The organism is Saccharomonospora saliphila YIM 90502 (assembly GCF_000383795.1).
Taxonomy (GTDB): domain Bacteria; phylum Actinomycetota; class Actinomycetes; order Mycobacteriales; family Pseudonocardiaceae; genus Saccharomonospora; species Saccharomonospora saliphila.
Genome location: NZ_KB912640.1, coordinates 112,177 through 116,727 on the forward strand (window position 1 = coordinate 112,177; position 4,551 = coordinate 116,727).

A 4,551-nucleotide genomic window follows, 5' to 3' on the forward strand; every position below is an offset into this window, starting at 1 on the left:
AGACACGGCCGGACCGGCGCCGGTTCCCGCCGCCACCTCGACCGGTAGTCCCGCCTTGAGAGCACGCACGTCCGCGCGGTCGAGCCGGGGAGGGCCGTCACCGTCCACCGCACCGCCCGCCGTGTCCAGCACCCGCACCGCGATCCCGGCGGGCGCCGGTGGCTCGCGGCCGTCCTCCACCGCCGCGTGCGCGCGCGTCAGCACCGGTCGCAGCTCGGTGTCGACCGAGCCGGTGAGCAGCGGACCCAGCGTCTCCCCGGCCAGCACCGCGAGCCCGAACAGGGGCAGCAGCGTGATCGTGGTGACGGCCAGGGTGATCCGCAGCCGCAGGCCACGTCGCCGCCACCAGCCCCGTGGCGGGGTCACGCCGAGGACACCGGATCGGCCTCCGGGTCGGAGGCGACGTAGCCGTGCCCGCGCACGGTGCGGACGACCGACCCGGCGCCCACGGCGTCGAGCTTGCGCCGCACATACCCCACGTAGACCTCGACGACGTTACGGGTGGCCGCCTGCTCGTCACCCCACACCGCGCGCAGCAGCTCGTCCTTGGTCACCACCGTGCCGGGCCGCCCGGCGAGCACCTCCAACAGCGCGAATTCACGGGGCGACAGCGGCACCGGCTCGTCGTGCCAGCGCACCCGCCGTGCGCCCCGATCGACCTCCAACGGCCCGATCCGCAACGCCCCGGCGGCGCGGCTGCCGTTCGCGCGCCGCAGCACGGCCCGCACCTGTGCGACGAGCACGACGAACGAGAACGGCTTCACCAGGTACCCGTCGGCCCCGAGATCGAGCCCGTCGGCCTGGTCGACCTCGCCGTCCTTGGCCGAGATCAGCAGCACCGGAGTGTGCACGCCCTCGCCCCGCAGGCGCTGCAATACGCGGTAGCCCGACAGGCCGGGCAGCATGATGTCCAGCAGCAGCACGTCGAACGTGCCCGTCCGGGCCAGCCGCAACGCCTCGTGCCCGTCGGCCGCGGGCACCACCTCCATGCCCTCCGCCGTCAGGCCCCGCCGCAACGCCTTGCGCACCCCGGGTTCGTCGTCGACCACCAGTACTCGCGGTTTCACCCTTCTCAGGATGCCCGTCCGCGCCACCGCGCGGGGCGACTCTCAGCGCCCTCTCAGGTGGCGGCGCCCCTCAGATGGCAGCGCCCTCTCAGATGGGAGTGCCCTCTCAGATGGGAGTGCCCTCTCAGATGGGAGTGCCCTCTCAGGGCCCTCTCAGTGGCGAGCACGATCTTGAGGCCCGTCTCAGGACGTGGGGCGCAGGATCACAAGTGTCGCGGCACGGCGAGGCGCCACACGACACCGGCGCACGAACCACACCTTCGCCGCCCCGATCTCGCACGGCGGCGAAGGAGCGACCGCGACGGCACACTGGAGGAAGCGTCACGAGGAGGAACCGTGAACCCGAGGAGACGAGCCACCGTCATCGCCGTGGCCGGAACGGCGGCCGGGGCGACCGGGCTGGGGGTGCTCGCCGTCCCGGCGGGCGCCGGTACCGCACCGGAGCTGCCACCGGTCGAGGCACAGGCACTGGTCGAGTCCGTGTTGCGCGGCGACGCGCCCGCGCTGTCGGGCACCGTCGCGGTCGAGTCCGACCTGGGACTGCCGAGCATGCGCGGCATTCCCGCGCTTCAGGCCGAGTCCGCCCGCGTGTTCTACGACGGCGAGGGCCGCAGCAGGATCGCGCTGGAGCGGGAGTCGGGCGAATTCACCGTCGTGGCAAGCGACGAGGACATCTGGACCTACGACTCGGCAGACAACACCGCGGGCCACACCGAGCTGCCCGCCGACGCGCAGAAGCCCGCACGGGGACACGACGCGGTGGACCCGACCGCGCTGGCGCAGCGGATGGTGGCCGCGGCGGGCGAGAGCAGCACGATCTCGGTGGACGGCACGGCCTCGGTCGCCGACCGCCCCGCCTACGAGCTGGTACTCACGCCCAAGCCCGACGAGCGCACGCTCCTGCGTGAGGTGCGCATCGCCGTGGATTCCGAGACCCGGCTGCCGCTGCGGCTGTCGGTGCTCACGCACGGCACGACCGAGCCCGCCGTCGAGGTCGGCTTCGACGACATCGACTTCGGGGCCCAGCCCGCCGGCCTGTTCGAGTTCAGCCCACCCGAGAACGCCGAGGTCACCGAGCGGACGCCGGGGGACGGCGCCCACCGGGAGGGCCCGCGCGACGACGGGTCCGTCGAAACCGTGGGCGAGGGCTGGGACACCGTGGTGCTGACGCGAGCACCCGCCGGTCTCGCCGCACTCGGCCGCGACAGCGCCGACAACCCGACCGGCGAGGACACCCCGGGCCCGGAGCGTGTGCGGGAGCTGCTCGGCCAGGTCGGCGAGCGCGTGAGCGGCCCCTACGGCTCCGGCTACCTGATCTCCACCAGCGCGGCCACGGCGCTGGTCACCGACGACGGCCGGGTGGCCGTGGGAGCGGTGCCGGAGCAGGTCCTCACCGAGGCCCTGAGCTCGCGGTGAGCACGAGCGGAACCGTCGTGGACGGTGTGGACGCGCCCCGACGGGCCTCCACGCCGTCCTCGGCACTCGCCGCCAGCACGCGGGGTCTGCGCAAGACGTACGGGTCGACCGTGGCCGTCGATCACGTCGATTTGGATGTCCCCGACGGTGCCGTACTGGGCATGCTCGGTCCGAACGGATCGGGCAAGACCACGACCATCCGGATGCTGCTCGGCCTGGTCCGCCCCACCGGGGGCGAGGTGCGCCTGCTCGGGCACGCGATCCCGGAGCAAGCCGGGAACGCCCTTCCCGACGTCGGCGCGCTGGTCGAGGCACCGGGCTTTCACCCCTTCCTGTCGGGGCGGCGCAACCTGCTGCGCGTGGCCGCCGCCGAGCCGAGGCTGGACACCGGCGACATCGACGGCGCGGTGTCGGCCGCACTGGAGCGCGTGGGCCTTGCCGGGGCCGCCGACCGCCGCTACCGGGGTTACTCGCTCGGCATGAAGCAGCGTCTCGGGCTCGCCTCAGCACTGCTGGTGCCACGCAGGATGGTCGTGCTGGACGAGCCGACCAACGGACTCGACCCCGCGGGCACACGCGAGATCCGGTCGATCATCGCCGACCTGCACGCGGCGGGGGTGACGGTGCTGGTGTCGTCGCACCTGCTCGCCGAGGTGGAGGCGACCTGCACGCACGTCGCCGTGCTGCACGAAGGCACGGTCGTCGCGCAGGGCGAGCTCACCGAACTGCTCGAATCGGGCTCGCCCGCGCTGTTGGTGTCCACACCGGACGGCGACGGCGCGCGGGAGGCACTGCGTGCCGCCCGGGTCCCGGCCCGGCTCACTCCCGACGGAGTGCGGGCGGATCTGACCGCGGCCACCGCGCCGGACGTGGTGGCCGCCCTCGTCCACGCCGGAGTTCCGGTGCACGAGGTGCGCCGGGCGCGCACCGGGCTCGAAGATCTCTTCGCGCGGTTGACCCAGGAAAACGGCTCCGGCATCGCGGCCGACGACGAGGAGGTGGACCGGTGACCGACGCGCACACCACCGCCGTCGCGACGGCGTCCCCCACGACGGCGCCCCCCTCGACGGCTTCGCGGCCACGGGGCCGCTCACGCGCCCCGCTGGGACGACTGCTCGCCTCCGAACTACGGCTCGTGTTCTCCCGGCCGCGCACGCTCGTGGTGCTGGGCCTGCTCGGATTGATCCCCGTGATCGTCGGTGTGGCGCTCACCCTCGTCGATTCCCCGGGCCCACCGGGGGGCGGCGGCGACGGCGACGGGGGCGGCATTATGTTCTCGGCGGGCGCCAACGCCCTCGTCCTGCCGGTCGGGGCGCTGATGATGGCGCTGAACCTGCTGCTGCCCCTGGCGGCCGCGATGGCCGGAGCCGACGCGGTGGCCGGGGAGCAGACCAACGGCAGCCTGCGCGGCTGGCTGCTCGCCCCGGTGAGCCGGGGCAGGCTGCTGCTGGTCAAGGCGTTCGGGGTCGCGGTGCTCGCGCTCACCGCCGCCGCGGTGATGGCGGTGAGCGGCATGCTCACCGGGCTCGCGATCAACGGCGCCGGGTCGCTGTTCACGCTGTCCGGCACCACGCTCTCGCTGGGCGAGGCGGGGCTTCGGGTGCTGCTCGCGATCGGCTGGGTGGCGGTGCAACTGTGGGCCGTGGGAGCCGTCGCGCTGGCGATCTCCACGACCACCGAGCACCCGATGCTGGTCATGGCCTCGGTGCTCGGCGGTGTCGTGGTGTTCAACGTGCTCGGCCTGCTTGAGGCGCTGTCCTGGCTGCATCCCGTGCTGCTGACCACCTCGTTCGACGCGATCGTGGACCTGTTGCGTGACCCGATGCCGCTCGACGGGCTCGGCGAGGGACTCGCGCGCGCCGCCTGTTACGTGGTGATCGCGCTGTCGCTGGCGTCGGCGCGCCTGCTCACCAGGGACGGCTGAGTTCCCCGGCGCGCGGCGTCGACGCGCCCACGATGGCCAGCCCGTCCGGGTCGAGCACCAGCGGGACCCGGTCCCCCGGCGCGGCTCGGGCGGTCATCGTGGTGACGGCGTCCACTCGCGACGGACCCGGGTCGGGGCGCACGG

Annotated in this window: 4 protein-coding genes and 1 pseudogene; 3 read left to right on the top strand and 2 right to left on the bottom strand. The window is 73.7% G+C overall.

Annotated elements, in window-relative coordinates:
* Positions 1-366: pseudogene (locus SACSA_RS25750) on the bottom strand (two-component sensor histidine kinase); the annotation flags it as partial.
* A complete protein-coding gene (locus SACSA_RS0105625; protein WP_028661581.1) occupies positions 363-1,079 on the bottom strand; it encodes a response regulator transcription factor in 717 nt (238 codons plus the stop codon). The pseudogene SACSA_RS25750 and the gene SACSA_RS0105625, both read right to left, overlap by 4 nt.
* Positions 1,080-1,403: 324 nt before the next feature.
* Here SACSA_RS0105625 and SACSA_RS0105630 point away from each other — a divergent pair, with 324 nt between their 5' ends.
* Genes SACSA_RS0105630 through SACSA_RS0105640 form a run of 3 tightly spaced genes read left to right on the top strand, consistent with a single transcriptional unit; the run spans position 1,404 to position 4,407 of the window.
* A complete protein-coding gene (locus SACSA_RS0105630) occupies positions 1,404-2,483 on the top strand; it encodes a LolA family protein (RefSeq protein ID WP_028661582.1) in 1,080 nt (359 codons plus the stop codon).
* Positions 2,480-3,493 carry an ABC transporter ATP-binding protein gene (locus SACSA_RS0105635; RefSeq protein ID WP_019814193.1) on the top strand — a complete coding sequence of 338 codons (1,014 nt, stop codon included), beginning with the start codon at positions 2,480-2,482 and terminating at the stop codon, positions 3,491-3,493. Before SACSA_RS0105630 ends, SACSA_RS0105635 begins: the two co-directional genes overlap by 4 nt.
* Positions 3,490-4,407, top strand: coding sequence for an ABC transporter permease subunit (locus tag SACSA_RS0105640; protein WP_019814194.1), 918 nt, complete (start codon positions 3,490-3,492; stop codon positions 4,405-4,407). The genes SACSA_RS0105635 and SACSA_RS0105640 overlap by 4 nt, the downstream gene beginning before the upstream one ends.
* The last annotated feature ends 144 nt before the right edge of the window (positions 4,408-4,551 follow it).